We start from the raw sequence: 22,450 nt of genomic DNA on the forward strand, positions 1-22,450 counted from the left end.
AGGCGTCGCGCATTTTTCTCTACGGACTTGCGAGTTATGCCGTGGTCTTTCCGTTCAAAAGTCGCTTCTGATTCATATGGGATGCTCTCCATTGAAGCAAACTCCCTTTCCACACCCCGATAGCCGTTCGGATAAACACCACGACAAAACAGATCCAAAGAATGATGAGCTGGGCAAATCCGGCGATTGTATAAAATGGATAATTCACAAGATGAACAAGGGCATAAGTACCGTTGGTAAAGCTGCCAATCGGGAAGACGTAACTCCACCATCCCATGTGAAATGGCAGCCCCTCGCCACGTTTGCTCAGATGCAGTATGGAATGCATTGCTGAAATGATAATCCACCAGATACCAATCCCCCAAAGCGCCATCGAGAATACCATTCCAAGTGCGTGCAACAGGTTGGCATATGGACCCAATATCGCATTCGTCTTGATTGGCAATGTACTAAATGTCGCCATCGACATTCCGATTGGGCCAATCTCTACCCAAAGGCTAGGTGCCGCCTCTCCACTTAGTCGCTTGTGATACACCAATCTCGAATAGACGAGCGCGCTAATCATGATAAAGAGAAAGAACGTCGTACCAAACATCGCCAGGATTAACGCCGTGATAGTAAACTGTGCCGTTGCACCGCCCCAAAATGGAATGAGATTCGTGCCAGTAGCAGCCGCTACAATCGGTGGAACGACAGGAATCAACCACGTCGCTAAGGTTTGATGTTGCTCTACTTGATGTTCAACAAACAACAAATACGGGACGACGATAACCGTAAAAATGGAAACCACTGTACCCGCTACCCAGATCACTTTGCTTACCTCAATGGCCACACTGCTGTTGAAGATGTGTGCGCCAATCAGTAGATAATCATTGCCAACCACGTTAATTCCCATGGCAAACGCACCATAAAACAGCGCGCGTGCCGGATGACGAAAGTCGTTCATCGCCTCATCCGTGTGAAAGATCCAGCGAAACAGCCAAAAGAGAAACGCCAATACAAAAATCACATTCAGAAGTCCAAACAACACGATCCCTATACTGTGCCCGAGTGGAATTGGAAATGGGGACGTATAAGTTAATACGGCAACAATGCCCACACCCATGACTGTTGTAAACCAATTCGGTCCAAATTGCCGAATGACACTCACCACGCTCACCTCCGTCATTCATTTCATGAACATCGTATTCCTTCTCTTAAGATAAGTAAAATACATAATTGCAATTATGACGATAACCATATTATTATCATATTATCTAGTTGGTATCAGGAGGTCGGTGAAGGTGGATCAACAACTACTTGCATTTGTCACTGTCGCAGATGAACAGAGTTTCACGCGGGCAGCGGAAAAGCTTCACATCAGTCAGCCCGCCATCAGTCAACATATCCAGGCGCTTGAACAGCGCCTGGATATCAAACTGTTGGATAGAACCAACAAGTACGTTCACCTCAACAGGGCCGGTGAGGTGGCTTACCACCATGCAAGGGAGATTCTCAGCTTGTACAGTCACATGACTCGCTTAATTCAGGACTTAAAAGAGGAGGCCAGTGGTACACTCGCGATTGGCGCCAGTTTCACTTTTGGCGAGTACGTTCTCCCCCACATCATCGCCCGCTTTCGAAGCCAATATCCAAAAATTGATCCGACGATTACAATCGCCAACACGCACACGGTCGTTGAACAGGTTTCCAGAGGAGAATTAGATATTGGCATTGTGGAAGGGCACGCGGGACACGAAGGGAGCGTGGAAGTCACCGCGTTTGCTGAGGACACCGTCGTCGTCGTCGCGTCCAGTTCCCACCCGCTTGCAGCGGCCACCCAGGCGACCGCAGCGGCTCTTGAACGAGAATGCTGGATTGTCCGGGAACAGGGGTCTGGGACGCGGGAAGTGACGGATAGGGTATTTCAGGAGTTCGGGATACACCCGAGCGCCATGATTGAATACGGGAGCACGCAAGTCATTAAAGAATCGGTAGAAGCAGGGCTCGGAATCACCCTATTGTCCACCTGGACGATACGCAAGGAGCTAACCTGTCAAACACTTAAAATCATTCCATTTTCTAAGCGTCCGATAACCAGACAATTTTCGATGGTTCAAAGAAAATCCGATTTCTATCCAAAATCGATTCAATTGTTCACTGAGTTCCTCATCGAGGAATCTCCAAAATTGCAGAACATAGGCCAGGCGTAAAAATGTGTAGAAATCCCGAAAAAATTTGAAACAACATGAAACATTTTGTAGACATCTGTCGTCTATATAGGTAAGAGGCCAATTCAAAGGACGGGGATACGCGTGGCAATCGGGTTTATTATCACTATCATTTTACTCGCCGTCATACTTGGACTATTCGCCAAGCAAGCGCTGGCCGTAGAGCAGTCCCAGCCCTCGGCGATGCAAACAACACCGCCGAGGGAAACATCCAATTCACAACCATCTGTCCACACCACCGAGCAGCACGCCGCAATACCGACCGATGAAGCTCATGTCGGTTAACGGCCATCCCCCACTCGTTCGACAATAAATTGTGGAACGAGACGCCCGTTCGGCGCGACTGGTTCCACGTGTGCAATCAGCGCACGCAAATCCCGCCGCGCCGACGCTTCCTGGGTATCGTCCAAGCTGTGCGCCGTCAGTGACACATCACGCTCCTCTGATTGCTCCGCCATGACCATCCGGGCACTCTCGCGATGCGCCTCATCTAATAATTCGTCCACCGATAAACCGACGAACTGAAAAATGTTCAGCGGATTGGCATCAGCGCTGGCAAGCAAGTGATACAAGAGCGCCAAGACGTGTGCACAAACCGGCTGCCAATCGCTGCACGTGCACTTGCTCTCATGCTCAATCTTCTGCCAAGTGGTCTCATCCGGGAACAAGTTCAATTGATTATCCGTCACGAACTGAACAAAATCGAGATCCCAACTTCCAGTGAAATGCGCCGCAATCCAATCCGGGCGACGAGCCAACCATTTGGCGACATCGAGACGATGCCCCGTGTAATCGGCCAGCCACGGAAGGAACACTTGAAAAGTGCCGCGCTCCGGGCCAGTCGTTTTCACGGAGGCCACAATCCCGCCGTCATGTGTGCGCACATTCGAAACCGCCCCGGATTTTGCATCCTGTTTTCCCTTGCGAGCACGCGATTTATCCGCTTCTTTAAGGACTACTTTCCATGCGTTTTCAACGACAGAGGCGCGCCCTTTTGACTTCACATTCACGCTTCTTCCTCCTCCCAGATGTTCTGCTCACTCAGCGTAAACAATTCACGCAACGCGTCGTCGTCGAGTTCCGTGACCCATTCATTTGTGCCGCCGACGATGGCCTGTGAGAGTTCGCGCTTACTCGTGATTAAATCGTCAATCCGTTCCTCAAGCGTTCCAGTACAAATCATCTTGTGCACTTGCACGTCTTTCGTCTGACCAATGCGGTAAGCGCGATCCGTCGCCTGATCTTCGACCGCAGGATTCCACCAGCGGTCAAAGTGGAAAACGTGGTTCGCGCGCGTGAGGTTGAGACCGACGCCACCCGCGCGAAGAGACAAGATCAAAACCGGAGACGGGTCCTTCCCTTGCTGAAAGTCATCGACGATTTTGCCACGTGTCGCCGCTGATAATCCACCGTGTAGAAATTGCGGGCGCACGCCCAATGACGCTTCGATGGTATCGCACAAGATTTCGCCCATATCCCGGAACTGCGTGAAAACCAATGCACTCTCGCCCTCATCGACGACCGTCTGCAACAGTTCCAGCAGCTGGCGGAGCTTGCCGGATCGTTGGACAGAAGGTCGGCCGCCGGCGACGAGACAAGGGTGATCGCAAATTTGCTTGAGGCGGACGAGGGTCGCGAGAATCTGCCCGCGACGCGACATCCCCCCGCCTTGCAGCGGCGTAATTTCCGTAAACAGTTGGTCGACCATCGCTTGGTACATGGCCGCTTGCTCGGCTGTGAGCAAAGCCCGTTCGCTGACCTCCCATTTTTCTGGCAGTTCGGTTTGAATTTCCGGATCAGATTTTCTCCGCCGCAACAGCACAGGTCGCAAGAGCACTTGCAACTTGGTCGCTGTATCGCCACTGGGGTTTTGCAAGGTGCCTTCAATGAGGGTCTTGCGGAACCACGACGGAGACCCGAGATAGCCAGGGTTCAGAAAGTCCATCAGCGCCCACAGTTCCTCCAGTCGATTCTCAATTGGCGTTCCCGTCAGTGCAATTCGATGATTCGCCTGAATCATCCGGATGGCCTGCGCCTGCTTCGTATCGACGTTTTTGATATTCTGCGCCTCGTCGACGATTAAGGCGTCCACGTTCAACTCCTTGAGCAACTCGACGTCGCGAACAAGTGTGGCATAGGTGGTCATCACCAGATGAACACCGGATTCACCCGCCCGTACGTGGGGAGATAAATCGCGATGACTTCCGTGATGCACATACACCGACAAGTCCGGCGCAAACTTTGCAAGTTCTGCGCGCCAATTTGGCAACAGCGACGTCGGACAGATGAGCAAATGCGTGCCTTGCTGTTCCCCGCGTTCCCGAAGCGCCAAAAGATATGCGAGTACCTGTACCGTCTTACCCAATCCCATGTCGTCTGCCAGGCACGCGCCACAACCGATGGATCGCAAATGCATCAGCCACGAGAATCCAAACTGCTGATAATGGCGCAGTTCACCACGAAACGTCGGTGGCGTGGTCACGAGCGGCGGATTTGATGCATGGGTCAGTACCTGAATGACATGTTCGATAGGCAATGCCTCTTCCTGATACTCCACTTGAACTGGCACTTGTGCCGTCTCCGACGACATGAGAATGGCCCGGGACAAATCTAACACGCGCGTCGATAATGGCTTGTCGATTCCCCCGAGTTCCTCCACCTGCCGCAGGATTTCATCGACTGGAATCAGCCGCCAAGACCCTTCTACTTGGACAAACGGCGTCTGATTTGCGACGAGTTTGGCAAATTCCTCACGAGAGATCTCCTGGTTGTCAATCACCACCGACCAATCAAAATCAACCAGCCGATTCGCGTCAAACCACTGTTGCGAAATGCCATTCATGCGTCTGGATTCGGACTTGGGACGCTTCACACGAACTCGAACGCGCACACTTGAGCCATTCTCTCGCAAGACATTGGGCGCATCAATGGAAAAGCCGAGCGCCCGCAAGCTGGGCACGGATTCCGTCAAAAACGTGTAGACGTCATCGGCAGCGATTTCGCATCCACTAGGCGCTGACAGCGCGAAAGACTGGCGAATTTCACGGCTGACCTTTGCTGCTTCGCGCAACAACGGCAGCATCCACACATCGGGCTCCACCAGCATGTCTTGACCAACCATCCACACGCGCTCCGGCTGCCGCCACCAATCTGCAAGCGGTTTGGTCCAACCAAAATACCGATGCTTCACCCGATAGATTAATCGCCAATCTGCAACCGTCGAATCGACCGGCGGCGGAATGAGTTGAAAAGATAGCGTGTAAAAATTCCGTCCCGAATAATCATCCATGTTCGACGCCTTCCAGCCGGAATTCTGCAACGCCTGACGCATCGTCCGCGCAACTAACCAACCATCACCAGGAAACGTCTTCCCAACCGCGCCCTTCAAAGCAACACACCACGCTTCAATGACATCGGCTTCCCCACGGTACATCACGCGGTAAGACTGACCGCTGGAAGTCGTTGCATCCGCGACGTCAAATAGCTGCTTGCGAACAAGCGTATCGACGCACACTAACATCCACCAGTCCAGCGTCGAATACAACAACGCATCTGGCGACAGCGTCGCAGAACCATCCAATGACCCCTGAACACCGGACAAGATGGACAAACGCAGACTACAGAACTCCGGAATTGACCACGCTGGCACCCACATTCCGACAAACGTGCCATTGCCTGAACCCCATTGTGGCATCACGTCATCCGCCGCCGATGCAGCTTCCCGTAGCACCTGCAAACACGCCTCCACGGTGAACGACGCGACGAAAGCTCCCGCAAAAATATCCCGCGTGCGGACAATTTCCTCGGCCAAACTCAGTGCCGCCACAGCTTGCTGAAACAACCTGCCCTTTGCTGACGAAGGTGCACGGGTCAACAACGATTCATCCATCTCGCGCAAATTCGTCAGCAACTGAATGAGTGCCGCCGCATTCAGGTGTAATGTACGTGTATCCTCATGAAATTCCGTGATGTATCCATGCAGAAGCAAGCGCTCGACGGCTGCCCGCAAGTGCGCTTCATCCGACTGCGCCAATTCGTCAGACCACGAGAACACAGCTTTATCTTCTTGGTCGCCCGTATCTCTGACCAGGAATTCCAGGCAAAAGGGTAACGTCGCTCTTTGGTTGTCGTCCATGTCCTCACCGCTCATTCCTATCAGGTTCCTCGATGTGTAAAAGCCACGTCACTGAAAAATGACTGTTCTTCCATCTTAACATTAGGTACCAAGGAACGAAAACACCCGCATCCATTCTCCTGTTTTTTACAGCAAAGAGGCAGAGAGCGCATTGCCCTCTGCCAATGGATGCTGCCACGCACAAACATCATTACAGCTTATACGGTTCCCCCTCGAGATCATCCGGGTTATCGTTTGCCGCGAGTGTGCGAAGGTCCCCAGCGGTGACGCCTGACACACCTGTTGCGCGACACGTTCCACCCTCATAACAAAAATCATCAGGCGTCTCTTCGTCGATGATTGTCCGTTTCGACTGGTCAATCATTCGATTGCGCTTCGGTGACTTCTCTGCCTTCATCATCCGCATCAACCCCGCTTTCCACTCAGATTTTGTACGTACATCGACATCGCTGTCGATAGCGTTAGTCTCTTTCGACAAACACACGAATATGCGGTACAGCACATTCTTCGCATATGCCACCACGTTGTCCCGTATGTTTGAGTAGACGAGCAATGCGGAGGGGACTGGCATGCTGTTTTCCGGCGTCATCGGCAACTGTATTCTCGATTTCTTTGTATCAATGGGCATGGTCATCGGGGGCTCACTACTCGGTGGCCTATCTGCAGTTATCACACATCACAATCCGTTCCAAACCATGAATACTCTGTCCGACGACTTGAAAATCTGGGCACTGGCAGCCGCCCTAGGTGGAACCATGGACACGTTGCGCGTCATTCACCGAGGCGTGTTTGACTTTTCCTTTATGCCTATCGCCAGGACATTTCTCTACTTAGTAGCCGCATTTATCGGCTGTCAGGTGGGCTACGTGATTATTCAATGGGTCATCGGAGGGGAAAAATGATGATACGGTCATCCGGCGTCAAACAAACCCTTGGTGCGCTCATCATCGGAATGATCTTCGGAGCCACAGGTGTGACACTTTACGCTGGACACGATTTAAAGACGATGCACGAACAGCTATTGGAACAGCAACAGGAAAATGAAGCGCTCGAAACAGAAAACACGCTGCTCTCGGAACAAGTGCAAAACCCCAATGCCGAAGCCATACTCAGCAGTATTCGCGTCGACTGCGACACCCCTGACGACGTCCCCGTGCAAACGGCAATTAAATCGCGCGTGCAGAAAAATCTCGCATTTCTTCAAGGCAGATCCCTACAAATCCTATTAGATCACCCGGACCTCCCCAACCGCATCATCGACCCACAATCAATCACAGTCGAGAACCGGAAGTTTCGGCTCCACGTCACACTTGTTATAATTACAAACGATGAGTTATACGTACGCGTCAATGGGCAGTTACAAGAATGACTGCCTGCGCGAGGAGGGTTCCAATGTGTTATACAGCGACATGACCAAAGAACAATTGCAGGCCGAGATGAAGGAACTTCAACGCAAAGGGCAACGCGCGTTTGACGAGGAAAACTGGACAGAGTACGAGATTCACATGACAAAGTGGTACTTGGCTAAAAGCTACGAAATTCTCCCTACCGCCCATATCGAAATCGGCCGCACCTACCGCATCGCGGAAGAGTACGACCGATTGACCGTCACAGGGCTCGAAGGCGTAATGGCGTGGGGCATTCGTCAGTCCACCGGGGAAACCACCGCTATCCCCATCGCTCGCCTCGACGAATACGATGACGACTTCTCGTAAACCGATAACAAATTATATGCGCACCGTGACGGCATCCAGCGTTTTTGGGGCATGATTCAACGGCTTAGCGCCATCCTCCGTAATGACAATCAAATCCTCAATGCGCACCCCAAACTTTCCGGGCAAGTAAATCCCAGGTTCAATACTCATCACCATGCCTGGTTCAAGAACCTGTTCATTACCTGATATCACATACGGGGCTTCGTGAATATCCAGTCCGACCCCGTGCCCCGTCCGGTGCGTAAAATACTGACCATATCCGCCCCTCACAATCACAGCGCGAACGATATCATCCACCTCGCCAAGTGTGACACCTGGCTTCGCCGCCGCAATCCCCGCGAGATTCGCTTCGAGTACAAGGTTATACACGGTGACAATCTCTTCACTCGGTTCGCCGAGAATATAGGTACGCGTGATATCACTGCAGTAATGTTGATAGATACCGCCTGTGTCGACAATCAGGGTCGTCCCACCAAAGAGAACGGAGTCATCTGGCTCGTGATGCGGCTCCGCACCGTTTTTCCCGATCCCGATAATAGATGGAAACGACTCACCCTCGGCGCCAACCGCTTGCCACAATTCGCTGACTTTTCGCGACACCGCCCGCTCTGTGAGCCCAGGTTTGAGATGTTCACGCAACTGCTGAACCACCTCGTCAGCCTGCCACGATGCGTGCGCAAGTGCCTTCAACTCATCCTCGTCCTTGCGCACACGCGCACGCTCGATAAATGCATCACCATTGACCGTGCGAACGTCCTTCGGCAGTGCTGCCTGCAAGCCAATCACATGACGCGCCTGCCACGTGCCGTCGATGGCCACCGTACCCTTGTCCAAGCGAAGGTACTGGGCAAACAGCGGATAAGCAGACTCGCCGTCCTTCCAAAAAGAAATCGGCACACCAGCCGTCTCAAATGGCATTTGAAACATCTCATGCGCGATGAGTCTCGCCAATCCGTCCTGCGACACAATCAACCCTGCCGCGCGCTCGCCAGTCTCCACAAAACTGCCGATGAAATAGTAGAAACATGCAGGGTGTGTGAGCACCACAGCATCCACCGCGCGCTCACGCAAATCCGCCGCAAGCCTCGCCCGGCGTCCTTCATACAAACTCTCCGTCGCCATCACAGAGCCTCCTTTGCGGCATCGCCGCTATTCACACATTCATTATACAGGAAAGCTCTATACCCGCTTGCCCTGGCTCTGTAAAAATTGAGCGAAATGCGCGATTTGTCGCATCGTCCTCGCAATTTCAGCATCCGTTAAAATGTCGCGCCCTGGGCGACTATTGCAATCATACACGTACATCGCCTTATCCTGCCGCCGCACCCCCACATCAATCCCCAAGACGCCAACCAAAGGGTATGCCGCGGAAATACGCTCTGCGGCCTCTTTCGCACAATTCGCGATTTGCGTCAGTTCCTGCCGAGTGCACCCCAACTCCCGAAGCGCTTGTGCCGTCCCCTCGTTCTCCTCGGTCAACGACTGAATCGAGCCGCCTGCGTGAAAGTTTGTGAGTGCACCTCCGGCACGAGCATAACGCGCCGTGATGGCAGTAATTTCCCATTCACCCGTGCCTCCACGCGCCAGCGTGACGCGAAAGTCAACTCGCCGTCCATCGGGCGTCTGAAGCAAATCAATATCTTCTTGTAGAAGGTAATCCCGCCGTCGCAACGCTTGCTGTACGTGGCGCACCAATTCCGACTCCCGCCACTGGGTCGACACATGTCGATCAAAAAATCGGTCTCCTCGCACGTGATATCGCCCATCACAAAGCGGCTGAATCAATAACATGTTCCGTCCACCGGACCCATGTATTGGCTTCAACCACATCGACTGTTCTGTCTTTCTCAGCAAATGCTTAATTTGTCGGATATCCACGTGCAAGTACGATGCAGGAACAAGCCCGCGCGACAAGCGCCCTTCCGAAACGTTATCGACCGCTGTGAGCAATTGGAGCAATTCATCTTTCGCAGGAAGCTTGGGATTAAAGACTACGCAGCCTTGTTTTTGCGCACTCGCAAGGACTTTTTTGTATGCCTTGCGGTGTACTTTCAAGTCGCGTAGATACATCGCGTCATACAGCACGTTGCCTGACATTGGCGCGATTTTTGGCGTCCATGAAGTCGTCTGTGCGGACTCCCCCATCGTCCACCCATGACAAACACCACGCTTCCCATTCACGTTCGTCGGTGTCGTAATCATCATTTCAATACCCACGTCCCGACAAGCCTGTTGTAACAATTGGAACGTTAATCTTCGCCTAGGCAGATTTTTCAACGCAGTTGGACCCCGACCTGTGAGAACAAAGAGCACCACGATTCCTCCAATGATCCTCACAGGCCACGCACACACCATGTTCACAGATTTGCGGTCTGTAGGATTCACAAGCATTTGTCAGGCCTAGTGTATGCTCATGGGTGTCCCTTTGATTGTAGTCTCATATACTGTAGAGCGAGTCTCCGAGGAGAGGAGGCGCATGGTTGTGCATGTGATGATCATCGCCCCAGAGGACTTGCCAATCCCCCCCATCAGGGGTGGCAGTGTACAAATTTACGTCAACCATTTGTATGAGGCATTATCACAGCGTGATAATTTTCGTGTGACCCTGGTCAGTCCTGGGTCAACAGCAAACCGCATTCGTCATCCGCAGGGTCGCCATATTCACATCATCGTCCAGCGCTCCACACCCACGGAATACTGGCGGCGTGTGAGACACATGATTCGCAAACGACATCCAGATATTGTACAAATTGAGAACCGGCCGAGTCGCGCGTTAGAGGTCATCAGAAGATTCCCAGAACAGCGGGTCATCCTAAACCTTCACTCCACGACATTCCTTGGCGCAAGACACATCACCCGGCAACGCGCGCGAAACGTACTCACACATGCGCATGGAATTGTCTGTAACAGCCGCGATTTATCTGAGACTATCCGAGAACAAATGGGGCTCTCAGAACATTGGCATCCGTCCGTGATTTATCCCGGACTCACACTTCCGCCGACAATACGTGCGGCTCACACCGACAAACGCCCACACCATCCGCTGCGTGTGCTGTATGTCGGGCGCGTCATCGCACAAAAAGGCGTTCACGTTGCCGTGGACGCTGTCAAATTGCTGGCAAGTGACATGGCTGTGTCTTTCACCATTGTCGGGCGAACACCACCATGGGAAAAAGCATATCGGAAAGCGTTGCTGAAAGCGTCCGCTGACGCGGACATTCGATTTTTAGGTTTTGTTCCACCCACAGAGCTCAATGACGTCTATGCCGAACACGATATTCTCATCTGCCCCTCACAAAAACATGAGGCATTCGGACTCGTCAATATCGAAGCGATGAGTCACGGACTCCCGGTGGTGGCCAGCCAACTCGGGGGAATCCCAGAGGCGATTGGAGACGAAGCAGGTATCTTGGTTCGCCAATTTCATCGTTCATCAGCATTTGCGCAGGCCATTCGCAAGATTGTCGTAGATGGAGACACATACCGCCAATATAGTCAAGCAGCATCTGCACGTGCGTCTCAGTTCACTTGGGCGGCGTCTGCAAAACATTTCGCAGCAGTCTATGAGCAAATAGCAAAACGGTCGTAAACACATTGCACCAAACAAAGCGCACACGGTAGCCGTGTGCGCTCGAAGGTGACGAATTTCTGTTTACGCCTGAACAGAGCTGTCTGTGGCACCAGCATAACTGGCGTCCTTAATTTCCTCTGCCTCAGATTCATCCGCAATACGCGGTACGCGAAGCGCACTCGCCACACCCCAATAATAAAACACGAGTCCGCCAACGCCGACGATAATCGTATCCCATGGATTAGGGATGACGATGTGATACACTTTCGTATTTGTGAAACTGCCGAGTACTGACATTACGGCGATGAACAGGTAGTACACAATCAACCAAATACCGGACTTCCACTCATTTTTCAGCCGCTGACGAGATTCAACATCCTTATCCATGAACGCAAAGTACAGAATCAAGGAAGCAAGCGTAAACCCAATAAGCAACGAGTCAGTCTGCCAACCGGCCCAATAGATAATCCATGTGGCGCAGATAAACGCTGCAGGCGCGATAATGTGGAGCCCTTTCAGCCGATATGGACGCTTCAGATCTGGCGCAGTTCGGCGAAGTGCAGCGACGCCAACAGGTCCAATCATGTAGGTCATGACGGTAGCCGACGTAACCGCGTCTACCAATCCGCTCCACATGCTGAAACGGAATGGCAAGGTCCAAACAATCGACAATATGAGCGTGAGCCAGAGTGCGCCGCGCGGCAAGCCCGTACGTGCATCAATCTTGCCGATAACCGAATAAAAATACCCGTTTTTCGCCCAGGCAAACAGTGTGCGCGCCGTACCAGCCAAGTAGATATTACCGGTGCCAGACGGCGACAAAATCGCATCCGCGAAGATAATAACCGCCATCCAACCCATTCCAAGTGTCTCCATCAAGTTCGCGAACGGTGATTTAAACGACACAGCCTGCCAACCATTCGCAATCATATCATGTGGCACAGCGCCGAGAAACACAATTTGCAATAGAACGTAGATAGCCGCAGACACTAAGACGGCAAACACAATGGCGCGCGGAATATCGCGCTGTGGATTCCTCGCTTCAGAACCGAAGTCAACCGCCTGCCGAAATCCTAAGAAGGAAAAGACGAGGCCACCTGCCGTCAAAGCCTGCATTGCACCGTGAATACCACCTGGCGCCGCCTTGTTGACGGAAAAGTTGCTCGGATGAAACGAGAAGAGCAAAATAATGATGGTTAACAACGGTACGACAAATTTAAGTATAGTGACAATTGTATTAATTTTGCCAAATACTTGAACGCTCCAATAATTAATCAGGAAGAACAAAACTAAAAGTGCGATTTGAAATAAATCTCCCACTAGCGTGACGTTGGTCGCCGACCCCTGCGTAATCTCTAAACCAGGGATGTAACTGGAAGCATAACTGCGAACGGCTTCCGCCTCAACACCAGCAACACTGGAATATGCCATCATAGATGCAAATCCAATCATATACCCGACAAGTGAGCCATGCGTGTAATCTGGATAACGAACAAACCCACCTGCTCGTGGAATTGCCGCAGCCATCTCGCCGTAAACCAGTCCAATCAGCATGACCGCAAGTGCGCCGAACAACCATGGAATCCACGCAATCGCGCCAGCCATTGTAGCCGCTGTCTGCGAGGCAAACAACCACCCAGACCCGACCATGGACCCAACGCCCAATAACGTAAGATCCAGTAAACTTAATTTTCTGCGAAATTTGCCCTGCTCCATACGGTCTCCCCTTTCTTACCCCCAAAATCAATCATGCAAATCATGTGACTATTACAGTCGAATTATAGCATCTAATACTAAATAGTCAATTATTATGATAAATTCTGTAAAGATAGTTAACAAAAGAGCACCCGCTTTCATCGCGGATGCCCATCCCATCTATCATGATACATAAACGATTGTGCCACCAAGTTTATGAGTGAATGACGCCTTTCAAGACGAATTCCACATTTGCAGGCCGTTCTGCCAAGCGGCGCATGAAATAACCATACCAGTCGTCCCCATAAGGCACATACACCCGAACCGGGTGCCCTTCTTTTGCGAGCGCTTGCTGCAAGTCCGTGCGGATACCATATAGCATTTGGAATTCGTACTTGTCTTTTGCAATCCCTTGCTCTGCAATGGTGCGCTTCGCGTAATCGATAATCTGCTCGTCGTGGGTGGCAATCGACGTCAAGCCAGGGCTTGGCAAGTGGACATCCAGCATCCGAATATAATTGGCGTCGACATCCGCCTTGTCAGGATACGCAACCGTTTCCGGTTCCTTGTACGCGCCTTTGACAAGCCGAATACTCGCGCCCATCTCCGCCAAATCCCTGACGTCATCCAAACTTCTGTACAAGTACGCTTGAATGACCGTCTGTACATTGTCATACGATGCGGCAAGCTCTCGGAAAATATCAAGCGTCGCCTGACACCGCGAAAAGTCCTCCATATCGATGTTGACCCACAGCTTGTACGCCGATGCCGCGTCAAGAATCATCCGGATATTTTCGAGGCACAGTTCCCGGCGGATATCCAGCCCAAGTTGTGTGAGCTTGAGGCTCAACGACGAGTCAACTGAAGCCGTGTGAATCGCTTCCAAGGTCTTCACGCAATACGCCGCTGCAGCTCGTGCTTCTGCCTCATCCGCGACGAACTCGCCCAAATGGTCAAGCGTCACAGCAATGCCTTGTCGATTGAGTTCGGCAACCGCCGCAATCGCAGACTCAATGGTCTCCCCCGCGACAAATCGATTCGCGCCAAAACGCAATCCATAACGTTTCGCCCAGCCAATCATCGCCTGATTTTGTGCCAACCGCAAAAAGAAAGAACGTAATGCTTCCTCCATGCCCATCCCTCCCGAATTCGCTTCCATAACCATCATGATGACCCTGACCGTCGCTCAGGTGCGTCACCTAGACTTGCGGCGGTCAGCATTACGACCAATCAACCCACTACGGATTGTTTCGCGAGATGTGTAAAATCTTCAGCGCGCTCACGCCTTTATCGCCTGCCGTATACCCAATCTGATAACCGAGCAAGGCGAGAAAGGCAACCCAAAACACTGCCGTAAAAAACGTCGCTGCAAAGCGGCCAAACGTCCGCTTCCGAACAAACCGGCGTAAAATCATAAAAGCAATTGAAATAAGACCTAGAATCACAATCAGTAAATAGACCAGCGTGCACCGCTCCCCTACAGCAGTTCCACACAACACACGCCATGAAGCGAATAGCCTGTGGTATCAACCGTCAGGCGGACGGATGCTTGACAGTCGGTAGAATTCGTTCTGGATTAACCGTGCGCACAATTTTGTGCGTGCGCGGATCAGCCGGATCGAACTGCTCCAAGTAATCAATCACTTCTTTTGTGATAGCCGTCGGTGTGCTTGCACCTGACGTCACCGCTACGACATTCGCACGCATCAGCCACTCCGGATTGATCTCACTCACGTCACCCACCCGGTGCGCTGGCGTACCTGCGATTTCTTCAGCGACTTGCGCCAAACGATTCGAGTTGTTGCTGCGTGGATCCCCCACGACAATACACACATCCGCAGCCCCTACCTGCTCAGCCACCGCCTGCTGGCGAACTTGCGTCGCAAGACAAATCTCATTGTACACTTCCGCAGATGGATACTTATCCAGTACTCGCTGGGTCAACTCCTGCGTATCCCACTGGCTCATCGTCGTCTGATTGGTGATGACGATTTTTGATGTCTTCAGCTGGAGGCTGTCCACATCTTCCGGAACCTGCACCAAATGGACGCGCCCAGGCGCAACCCCCATTGCACCTTCCGGCTCGGGATGCCCTTTTTTCCCGATATACACAACTTCATACCCATCTCTCGTCTTCTCGATGATGAGGTCGTGTGTCTTCGTCACATCGGGACAGGTGGCGTCAATGACGTGCAACCCCTTCTCGATGGCTCGCGCCCGCACCTGTGGCGCAATGCCGTGTGCGGTGAAAATCACTGTCCCGTGATCTATTTGTTCCAATAATGTCAGTCGATCCGCCCCATCGACGGTGATGACCCCTTCTTTGGCGAAAGCATCCACCACATGCTGATTGTGTACAATCATCCCGAGAATATAAATTGGTCGCGGCAACGCCTTGTCCTCAGCTGCGCGTTTCGCGACGACCATCGCATCGACAACGCCGTAGCAATAGCCGCGAGGCGTAACTTTTAGCACCTTCACCCGAGTCGCCCCCTTCTCCCTCATCATACAACATTACACGTGCGTATCACACGACTTACCCTTTTTTCCCTTCAGGTTTGCGCCATTGATGGAGAAGCGACTGCTTTAAATCCCACAACTCCTGAGACAAGTCGACATGGTATTCGTGCGGTTTGAGCGGCCGGCGAATTTCTGCTGCGAATTGTTCGACCTGCAGGTCAACCCGCTCGCGGATGTCATGCGCCTGCGGCAACTCATACACCAACTGTCCGCGTTCAAAAATAGGCACGAGCAACTCCTCAATGCGATAATTCTCAATTACTTTTCGCTTGTACGTATGAATCGGATCAAAAATCTCAAGCGGCTCAGATGGGTCAAAACGCTCGTGGTCTAAAGCGATTAAATCCGCGACTGCCTGATTGTCGACAAACAGACGCAGTACCTTTTTACGTCCCGGATTCGTCACTTTGTTCGGGTTTTCCGATACCTTGATACGCGGTTCCCACACCCCGTCGACCTGCTGCGCGACCAGCTTGTAAACGCAGCCCAACGCCGGGCACTCCGAACTCGTAATGAGGTGAGTCCCCACACCCCAGGCATCAATTTCCGCCCCTTGTGTCACCAAATCGCGAATGGTGTACTCGTCAAGATCAGACGAAGCGATGATCTTGACGTCACGGAGACCTGCGGCATCGAGCATACGGCGCGCTCGTTTCGATAAGTAAGCCAAGTCACCACTGTCAATCCGAATCGCTTTTAAACTGCGTCCCGTATCCCGCATCCGGCGTCCCACTTCGATGGCGTTAGGCACGCCGGAGCGGAGGACGTCATAAGTGTCAACGAGCAATACCGTCTCCTCGGGAAACGCCTCTGCATATGCAAGAAAAGCGTCTAATTCCGACGGGAAACTCTGAATCCAACTGTGCCCCTGTGTACCGGATACCGGGATATTATAAGACTCCCCAGCCATCAGGTTACTGGTGCCGACACAGCCGCCAATGTAAGCCGCGCGCGCACCAAACACGGAGGCGTCGACATTCTGCGCCCGTCGTAACCCCATCTCAATGACAGGACTACCCGGATGAAGTGGGTTCGTCCTGGCCGCTTCGACAATTCTCCGGGCCTTGGTCGCAATCAAACTCTGATGGTTGATAAACGATAGAATGGCCGATTCAATCAACTGCACTTCCACAATCGGGCCCTCGACGCGTAAAAGCGGTTCGTTCGGGAACACCAAGGTTCCCTCTGGAATGGCGTACACGTCCCCATGAAACGAAAAATTCCTCAGATATTCGAGAAACGCTTCCGAGAACATGTTTAAGGAGCGCAAATAAGCGATGTCGCCCTCGGTGAACTTGAGGTGATAGAGGTACCACGCGACCTGCTCCAAACCTGCGGCCACGACATAGCCATTGCCGCATGGGTTCGAACGGTAGAATACGTCGAAGACGACGCGAATTTCGTGGCGCCCTGCATTAAATTGACCATACATCATGGTCAATTGATATAAATCGGTTAACAAGGTCAGGTGTCTGTCCCGGTAAACCGGCAATTGTGCAATTTCCATCATGCGTTGCTCTGCCATGCGTTGCTCTTGGTTGCTCTGCAATCCCTTCATCTCCCAAAACGAGGCGACATCATGCTCCCCGAAGTGTATCGACAATCCGATTTATCGTCTCTCGCCGGCCACTCGCGACAATATTGCGAGTTTCCAAACTGTAATCCCGGCCATCGAGATCTTGTATTACACCGCCCGCTTCGCGGATGAGTAAGACACCCGCAGCAACGTCCCACGCGTTCAATTCATACTCCCAGAACACATCAATCCGTCCGGCGGCCACATAGGCCATATGTAAGGCAGCCGCGCCAAGTGCGCGCAGGCTTTTGGCCTGAAGCACCAGTTGTGTCGCCCGCTGCATCAGCGTTTCACGCGCCACATGCCGCATCGGCAACCCCGTCGCCATGACCGCATAGTCAATCTTTGTCACCTCTGACACCGACAAGTGCATGCCCGGGCGCGGCTGCTTGGGGTCTTGTAACCAACGAACGACATCGGCGCGCGTGGCAAGATGCGCACCGCACCCGATTTCACCATAGAACACTTCTTCCCGAAATGGGTCGTAAATCACGCCAACCTGCAGTTGTCCCGACGCTGCAAAGGCAATCGACACCACCGACAGTGGAATGGCATTGACGTAGTTGGTCGTACCGTCGAGGGGGTCGACAATCCAAAGCGCCGATGCCTGTGAAACGGCCTGAGTTGCGCGCTCCGAGGCCTCACGCCCCGGTTCCACCGCCTCTTCACCAAGCACCTGATGACTTGGGAACGCCCGCTTGATGCGCGTTCGGATGAGTTGCTCACAGTAGGGATCGACATCAGTGACGAGATCGGATATGGACGATTTTGTCTTGACGACCAACTCTGTGGCGAATCTCGATTTAAAATAATCACCGGCCTCAATGGCCGCTTCGAGCGACGTCACGAGGACGGCTTGCAAATCCAAGGTTTCGTTCATCTTCGCTTCATTCCTTTCATTGCCACAACAGCGAATGGCGCCGTGCGCCCACTACACCAACCGAAATGCGACATTGCTGATATCGAGCAACAGCTTATCGACACTGGCATAACCGAGGATGTCATCGTCGAACAAAAAATGCACTGTCTGGATGTCTTCGAGACGCAACACGACATCTCCTGTCACTACCACACCGCCGACTGCTACGCCCAAAGGCAACTGTTTTGCACTGGGAAACACACTCGGTCGCTGATGTGGTTCCCGCCCGGTAAAGTAAAGTGCCACATCAGCTGTAGCGGGATTGTCCAGCTTGAGTTCCAGTGCGCCATCCCGACTTTGAGACGCCGGCATCAACGTAACAGACACGGCGAGGACCGCCTCATAATCATCCCCGAACGCCTTGTAGGCGTTTGTCACCTCGACCCCGGTAATCAGCGCCTTGTACTGGTCTCCCTGAATTGCGCCCGCTTGCCCGAACAAGATAGGCACCGGAGTTTGTGGCGTCTGCAGATAGTGACCAAACCACGCGGCAATCCGCGATAATTCGTCAGCCCGGTGCCGCGGCTCGCGAATTCCATGTCCCTCGCGCGGATAATGGACGTACTCGACGGTCTTACCTGCTTCCAACAGCGCGTTATACATCTCTTTCGAATTGGCCGGAAATGTGTTGTCGTCGTCATCTCCGTGAATAATTAACACCGGCGTGTTGATGTTTTGTACGTAGCGCGCGGGTGAGCGCTCCAGATAAAGCGCCTCGTTCTCCCAATAGCGCCCGAGATACATCACTTCCCAAACACGCTGCGTCGAACAACCGAAATCGGTCAACAAGTTCCAGATGCCAAACTCCGAAACCGCCGCTTGAAAGCGGTGGTCGTGACCGATGATCCAATTGGTCATATACCCGCCGTAGCTGCCACCCGTCAGGCCCAACCTCGCTTCATCGACCCAACCAGTGCGTAAGACCGCGTCGACACCGGTCATAATATCCTGATAATCTCCCCCGCCCAAATCCATGGCGTTGGCTTGAATGTACGCCTGGCCATAACCAATCCCGCCGCGATAGTTTGGACAAAACACAGCGTACCCAAGGCTCCCCAGCCAATGGACGTTCAGGTAGTTGGAAAACGCCATCGTCGCATGCCACGCGGGCCCGCCGTGAATATCGACAAGCATCGGATAAGGACCAGGCCCAGCCACATCCGGATTCGGCAAAGACAGCACACCTTCCATTTCCCGACCGTCAAAAGATATCCAAGTAAACGGTTGGACACGTGCCCGCGGCAAATCTTGATAAGGCGCATGAAGCTTCGTCCACTGAACGCCATCATGGGTTCCGCTTTCTTGCAAATTCAAAACAAATACTTCATGCGGCCTATCCGCCGTCTCGGCCAGATAACCCACTGCCGCCGTTTTTGCCGCGACAGAGAACTCACCGACAACCGACGTCTTGCCACTCACAAATCGGTACCGCCATCTTCCACCAACCTCTTTTTCCGGAATAAATTGGACAAGCGACGCGTACAACCCACGCTCGACAGTCGCGACCAACGAGCCATCCATAAGCCACTGCACATCCTGTACATCGCCGACAAAGTCCAGACTTTGTGTGAGATTGTACACTTGCCCCGACCGCCTATCGACAAGCCACAAATCCGATTGAGCATGTTCGGCCCAGTCCCCGCGCGGTGCCACAAACGCGACCACGTCGCCAGTTGGCGCGATGGCTGGTTGCACACAGGCACCTTTGCGGGACACCAGCGCTTGTGCCTGATAATCTCCATCTTCAACCGCCGACAGGCACCATATATCACAATCGTCGAGATCATTCGTCAAGCCCGTATAATTCGTTACAAACACCAAGGTCTCGTCGGTCGATCCCGCTGCCAATTGCATCAACCCGTAATCGCGCTGATACATCGTTGTCACCGAAAAATCGTCAAGTGAGACACGACAGATACGCCGTGGCAACTGGTTTCGCTCTTCGTGCGTCACATCTCGCATATCCTCTTCGGCAGACGTGCGCAAATATTTTTCGTATGCCGTCTCTTCGACGTCAACAATGACGTAGATACAACTGCCATCGGCGCTAAACACATAATCGTAAACGTTCCCCAAACTTTCTGCAGCGAGAAATGCTTCGCCACCCGCTACGGGCAAAACGTACAACTGCTGTTCTGGCGCGTGGTCGTTATCATCCGAAGCGCTTCTCTTCCGATCACTGATGAACGCCAACCACTTGCCGTCAGGGCTAAACTGCGGGTATGTATCTTTACTGTCCCCTCGCGTCAGTTGAATAGGCGCACCATCACGTGTGACAGACCACAACTTATAGCGATACTTTCCTTCCTCTTCGTCGAGTGTACGCAGGCTGTACACCGCTACTGTCGCATCCGGCGACATCGCAATTCCCTCCGGAATTTGCAAGGACAATAACGTTTCAATAGACCAACCGCGCACGCACATCACCTCATCTTGTTCCACTCTACATGAGCACCACCCGACACACAAGCGTATGCAAGCAGTAAGAAACTGCTAAAATAGAATCCAGTATTAGGAATTCGTCTGTCCAATCCATCTGCCCCACCAAGGAGGATGCTTATGTCACCATTTCAACACCGAACGGTTCACGACTCCCTAGGCACACTGCAGATTCCAGCAGATGCGTATTATGGAGCGCAAACCGCGCGGGCTATCGAAAATTTCCCAATCAGTGGTCTCCACCTACACCATTCGTTTATTCGCGCCCAGGCCATTATCAAGTGGGCCGCTGCAAAAGCACATAAAGACCTCGGGGCCCTTCCGGCGGCCAAAGCGGATGCCATCTGCGCCGCCGCCGAAGAGGTCATCGAAGGCCGCTATCGCGAATGGTTCCAAGTCGACGTCTATCAAGCTGGGGCAGGTACATCCCAAAATATGAACGTCAACGAGGTTATCGCCAGCCGCGCCGCTGAATTGTTGGGCGGGACACGTGGAGACACGTCATTGGTGCACCCCAATGACGACGTCAACAAATCGCAGTCGACAAACGACACGTTTCATATCGCGATGAACATTGCAGGGATGGAGATGTTGGCACACCAACTCGATCCCGCCCTCGCCGCACTGGAAGACGCACTGGGCGCTAAGCAATCGGAATTTCAGCATGTGGTTAAATCGGGGCGAACGCATCTGCAAGACGCGGTCCCACTGTACCTTGGAGATGAATTTGGTGCCTACGCGGAAAACATTCGGCGCCATCGCGTCTGGCTCGAACAGAGTGCCAGCAATCTCTTGGCGATTGGTATGGGAGGGAACGCTATTGGCACAGGTGTAAACACACCACCAGGGTTCGCCGACAAAGCGACAGCTTATATTGCCGCATATACCGAACTGGCCTTCCACCGGCCGTCGAATCCCTTCACGTTCAATCAAAACCCGGACGAAATCGTACTGGTCTCTGGCGTACTTCGCAACATCGCACAGGTTTTAGCGAGAATCGCCAACGATTTGCGCCTGCTTGCCTCCGGTCCCCGTACAGGATTCGCGGAAATTCAATTGCCCGCAGTTCAACCAGGTTCATCGATTATGCCAGGGAAGATAAACCCTGTGATGGCGGAAATGCTCAATATGGTGGCCTTCCAGGTGATTGGCTGCGACACGACGGTCGCCCAGGCTAGCGCCGCCGGACAGTTGGAACTAAACGTGATGATGCCCGTGATGGCGGCCAACTTTTTGCACAGTATTCATATTCTCAGCAGCAGTGTACGAACCTTTACAGAACGTTGTATCCGGGGAATTAAAGCGAATGAAGCGCGATGCCTGTGGTACGCGGAAAACTCATTGTCGTTAGCAACAGCCATGAATGTAGAACTGGGATATGACCGCGCCGCTGAAGTGGTCAAATACGCACTCGCGCACGACACGTCACTGCGGGAAGCTGGTGCGGCCATCGGCGTAGACGCCGACCTGTTGGCAAAAGCCCTCGACGTGGAGCGGATTGCGCGAGTGGCAAATGATTTGGCACACCCTGACTACGCGCATCATCCATCCATAAGCAAGGGTGCCCACTCAGTTGAAACAACCGACTCGGCAACGCGCAAAACTGCACCAAAACCGCAGGGCAAACCGTTTGAGTCGGCCGATTGACGCGCGAAGCGACGCGAGCACGA

At 52.8% G+C, this 22,450-nt stretch carries 20 protein-coding genes; 7 read left to right on the forward strand and 13 right to left on the reverse strand.

What is annotated here, in order from left to right; translation table 11 throughout:
- Nucleotides 1-34: 34 nt before the first annotated feature.
- Complete coding sequence (locus tag J3482_RS00930) at nucleotides 35-1,150, reverse strand: TDT family transporter (protein ID WP_146822454.1); 1,116 nt, start codon at nucleotides 1,148-1,150, stop codon at nucleotides 35-37.
- Nucleotides 1,151-1,283: 133 nt separating this feature from the next.
- On the opposite strand from J3482_RS00930, the gene J3482_RS00935 reads away from it, so the two are divergent.
- Entirely contained in the window at nucleotides 1,284-2,192 is a 909-nt protein-coding gene (locus tag J3482_RS00935; protein ID WP_146822453.1) for a LysR substrate-binding domain-containing protein, read from the forward strand.
- Between the two features lie 102 nt (nucleotides 2,193-2,294).
- Nucleotides 2,295-2,495 (forward strand): hypothetical protein, encoded by a 201-nt coding sequence (locus J3482_RS00940; protein ID WP_146822452.1) that lies wholly within the window; start codon nucleotides 2,295-2,297, stop codon nucleotides 2,493-2,495.
- On the opposite strand, the gene J3482_RS00945 is transcribed toward J3482_RS00940, so the two are convergent.
- From J3482_RS00945 to J3482_RS00955, 3 genes are all read right to left on the reverse strand, one after another.
- Nucleotides 2,492-3,220: an SWIM zinc finger family protein gene (locus J3482_RS00945; RefSeq protein ID WP_146822451.1), complete on the reverse strand. Its 729-nt coding sequence runs from the start codon at nucleotides 3,218-3,220 to the stop codon at nucleotides 2,492-2,494. The two genes, J3482_RS00940 and J3482_RS00945, sit on opposite strands and share 4 nt — an antisense overlap.
- Nucleotides 3,217-6,360: a DEAD/DEAH box helicase gene (locus tag J3482_RS00950; protein ID WP_206921932.1), complete on the reverse strand. Its 3,144-nt coding sequence runs from the start codon at nucleotides 6,358-6,360 to the stop codon at nucleotides 3,217-3,219. Before J3482_RS00950 ends, J3482_RS00945 begins: the two co-directional genes overlap by 4 nt.
- Nucleotides 6,361-6,535: 175 nt before the next feature.
- Entirely contained in the window at nucleotides 6,536-6,865 is a 330-nt protein-coding gene (locus tag J3482_RS00955; protein WP_206916331.1) for a hypothetical protein, read from the reverse strand.
- A gap of 49 nt (nucleotides 6,866-6,914) precedes the next feature.
- Between J3482_RS00955 and J3482_RS00960 the strand changes: the two genes are divergently transcribed.
- From J3482_RS00960 to J3482_RS00970, 3 genes are read left to right on the forward strand one after another with little or no spacing between them, the layout of a single operon-like run.
- Nucleotides 6,915-7,247: a YtrH family sporulation protein gene (locus J3482_RS00960; RefSeq protein ID WP_223204086.1), complete on the forward strand. Its 333-nt coding sequence runs from the start codon at nucleotides 6,915-6,917 to the stop codon at nucleotides 7,245-7,247.
- Complete coding sequence (locus J3482_RS00965; RefSeq protein WP_146822448.1) at nucleotides 7,244-7,714, forward strand: sporulation membrane protein YtrI; 471 nt, start codon at nucleotides 7,244-7,246, stop codon at nucleotides 7,712-7,714. Before J3482_RS00960 ends, J3482_RS00965 begins: the two co-directional genes overlap by 4 nt.
- Nucleotides 7,715-7,739: 25 nt before the next feature.
- Complete coding sequence (locus tag J3482_RS00970; RefSeq protein WP_021297100.1) at nucleotides 7,740-8,060, forward strand: DUF1811 family protein; 321 nt, start codon at nucleotides 7,740-7,742, stop codon at nucleotides 8,058-8,060.
- 12 nt (nucleotides 8,061-8,072) lie between these two features.
- On the opposite strand, the gene J3482_RS00975 is transcribed toward J3482_RS00970, so the two are convergent.
- Together J3482_RS00975 and J3482_RS00980 are read right to left on the reverse strand one after the other, a co-directional pair.
- Entirely contained in the window at nucleotides 8,073-9,182 is a 1,110-nt protein-coding gene (locus J3482_RS00975; RefSeq protein WP_206921933.1) for a M24 family metallopeptidase, read from the reverse strand.
- A 57-nt stretch (nucleotides 9,183-9,239) separates the two neighbouring features.
- Nucleotides 9,240-10,373, reverse strand: coding sequence for a YheC/YheD family protein (locus tag J3482_RS00980; RefSeq protein WP_206921934.1), 1,134 nt, complete (start codon nucleotides 10,371-10,373; stop codon nucleotides 9,240-9,242).
- A 178-nt stretch (nucleotides 10,374-10,551) separates the two neighbouring features.
- Here J3482_RS00980 and J3482_RS00985 point away from each other — a divergent pair, with 178 nt between their 5' ends.
- Nucleotides 10,552-11,649, forward strand: coding sequence for a glycosyltransferase family 4 protein (locus J3482_RS00985; RefSeq protein WP_223204098.1), 1,098 nt, complete (start codon nucleotides 10,552-10,554; stop codon nucleotides 11,647-11,649).
- A gap of 63 nt (nucleotides 11,650-11,712) precedes the next feature.
- Here J3482_RS00985 and J3482_RS00990 read toward each other — a convergent pair whose 3' ends face one another.
- The 7 genes from J3482_RS00990 to J3482_RS21445 all read right to left on the reverse strand — a co-directional run bounded on the left by J3482_RS00990 (nucleotide 11,713) and on the right by J3482_RS21445 (nucleotide 20,759).
- Entirely contained in the window at nucleotides 11,713-13,347 is a 1,635-nt protein-coding gene (locus J3482_RS00990) for an APC family permease (protein ID WP_206921935.1), read from the reverse strand.
- Between the two features lie 193 nt (nucleotides 13,348-13,540).
- A complete protein-coding gene (locus J3482_RS00995; protein ID WP_146822443.1) occupies nucleotides 13,541-14,458 on the reverse strand; it encodes a proline dehydrogenase family protein in 918 nt (305 codons plus the stop codon).
- Between the two features lie 106 nt (nucleotides 14,459-14,564).
- The gene (locus J3482_RS01000) at nucleotides 14,565-14,825 is read right to left on the reverse strand and encodes a hypothetical protein (RefSeq protein WP_206921936.1); all 261 of its coding nucleotides are present in this window, start codon (nucleotides 14,823-14,825) and stop codon (nucleotides 14,565-14,567) included.
- Nucleotides 14,826-14,859: 34 nt separating this feature from the next.
- A complete protein-coding gene (locus J3482_RS01005) occupies nucleotides 14,860-15,807 on the reverse strand; it encodes a 4-hydroxy-3-methylbut-2-enyl diphosphate reductase (protein WP_146822441.1) in 948 nt (315 codons plus the stop codon).
- Between the two features lie 55 nt (nucleotides 15,808-15,862).
- On the reverse strand, nucleotides 15,863-17,371 hold the full coding sequence (locus tag J3482_RS01010) for a nicotinate phosphoribosyltransferase (RefSeq protein ID WP_146822518.1): 1,509 nt from the start codon (nucleotides 17,369-17,371) through the stop codon (nucleotides 15,863-15,865).
- A gap of 52 nt (nucleotides 17,372-17,423) precedes the next feature.
- Nucleotides 17,424-18,302: an inositol monophosphatase family protein gene (locus J3482_RS01015; RefSeq protein ID WP_206921937.1), complete on the reverse strand. Its 879-nt coding sequence runs from the start codon at nucleotides 18,300-18,302 to the stop codon at nucleotides 17,424-17,426.
- 51 nt (nucleotides 18,303-18,353) lie between these two features.
- The gene (locus tag J3482_RS21445; protein WP_206921938.1) at nucleotides 18,354-20,759 is read right to left on the reverse strand and encodes a S9 family peptidase; all 2,406 of its coding nucleotides are present in this window, start codon (nucleotides 20,757-20,759) and stop codon (nucleotides 18,354-18,356) included.
- A 141-nt stretch (nucleotides 20,760-20,900) separates the two neighbouring features.
- Between J3482_RS21445 and J3482_RS01025 the strand changes: the two genes are divergently transcribed.
- Nucleotides 20,901-22,427 carry an aspartate ammonia-lyase gene (locus J3482_RS01025; RefSeq protein ID WP_223204085.1) on the forward strand — a complete coding sequence of 509 codons (1,527 nt, stop codon included), beginning with the start codon at nucleotides 20,901-20,903 and terminating at the stop codon, nucleotides 22,425-22,427.
- The last annotated feature ends 23 nt before the right edge of the window (nucleotides 22,428-22,450 follow it).

The sequence above is a fragment of the Alicyclobacillus suci genome (assembly GCF_017329615.1).
Taxonomy (GTDB): Bacteria; Bacillota; Bacilli; order Alicyclobacillales; family Alicyclobacillaceae; genus Alicyclobacillus; species Alicyclobacillus suci.

What these genes read in the sequence shown, in the direction of transcription:
- J3482_RS00950 (WP_206921932.1), bottom strand. Translation starts at nt 6,360, where the DNA reads ATGAGCGGTGAGGACATGGACGACAACCAAAGAGCGACGTTACCCTTT.
- J3482_RS00960 (WP_223204086.1), top strand. Translation starts at nt 6,915, where the DNA reads ATGCTGTTTTCCGGCGTCATCGGCAACTGTATTCTCGATTTCTTTGTA.
- J3482_RS00965 (WP_146822448.1), top strand. Translation starts at nt 7,244, where the DNA reads ATGATGATACGGTCATCCGGCGTCAAACAAACCCTTGGTGCGCTCATC.
- J3482_RS00975 (WP_206921933.1), bottom strand. Translation starts at nt 9,182, where the DNA reads ATGGCGACGGAGAGTTTGTATGAAGGACGCCGGGCGAGGCTTGCGGCG.
- J3482_RS00985 (WP_223204098.1), top strand. Translation starts at nt 10,552, where the DNA reads ATGATCATCGCCCCAGAGGACTTGCCAATCCCCCCCATCAGGGGTGGC.
- J3482_RS00990 (WP_206921935.1), bottom strand. Translation starts at nt 13,347, where the DNA reads ATGGAGCAGGGCAAATTTCGCAGAAAATTAAGTTTACTGGATCTTACG.
- J3482_RS00995 (WP_146822443.1), bottom strand. Translation starts at nt 14,458, where the DNA reads ATGGAGGAAGCATTACGTTCTTTCTTTTTGCGGTTGGCACAAAATCAG.
- J3482_RS01010 (WP_146822518.1), bottom strand. Translation starts at nt 17,371, where the DNA reads ATGGCAGAGCAACGCATGATGGAAATTGCACAATTGCCGGTTTACCGG.
- J3482_RS01015 (WP_206921937.1), bottom strand. Translation starts at nt 18,302, where the DNA reads ATGAACGAAACCTTGGATTTGCAAGCCGTCCTCGTGACGTCGCTCGAA.
- J3482_RS01025 (WP_223204085.1), top strand. Translation starts at nt 20,901, where the DNA reads ATGTCACCATTTCAACACCGAACGGTTCACGACTCCCTAGGCACACTG.